This window comes from Mesorhizobium sp. M6A.T.Cr.TU.017.01.1.1, assembly GCF_004023115.1.
GTDB classification, from domain to species: Bacteria; Pseudomonadota; Alphaproteobacteria; order Rhizobiales; family Rhizobiaceae; genus Mesorhizobium; species Mesorhizobium mediterraneum.
Genome location: NZ_RZTA01000295.1, coordinates 1 through 448, shown reverse-complemented (window position 1 = coordinate 448; position 448 = coordinate 1). Strand labels below are relative to the sequence as shown.

Below are 448 nucleotides of genomic sequence, written 5' to 3'. Positions count from 1 at the left end.
CGCGGTTGAATTTCCAGCATGATTTCAGTCGTGAGGATGTTGGCAAGCTTAGTCTCGGCATCAAGACCATGAATTGCCTTCAGATCTTGTGCAAGTTTCACCGAATACTCTGCCTTGAGGGCCCGAGTCTTGGCAGTAACCTGTGACTTGTCAATGTTGAAGCTCATGGAGGGGATGTCGTTGTCAGAACCAGATCCCCACTCTTCGGCATCCGCAAGAGCAGCAGCCTGATGGAACGACATCTCGCCCGACGTTCCTTGGAAGAAGAGGTTGGCTCCGAAGGCAGTCATCGCGCCCGCACCAGCCGAGAAGCCAGTGTTTGCTTCGTCGTAGAATGCATTGGCAGCAGAAGCATCATTGCTGTCCACGTCGTTGCCGTATGTCGGGCGAAGCGCAAAGATCAGACCAGTTGGTCCACTCATGGGCTGAACGCCACAAATATCCGCTG

The 448-nt window shown here is 53.8% G+C and carries 1 protein-coding gene; it reads right to left on the bottom strand.

The window, feature by feature from the left end; all coding sequences use genetic code 11:
- A partial coding sequence (locus EOB36_RS34065; protein ID WP_245467980.1) for a hypothetical protein occupies nt 1–422 on the bottom strand: 422 nt, incomplete at its 3' end.
- Between the last annotated feature and the right edge of the window lie 26 nt (nt 423–448).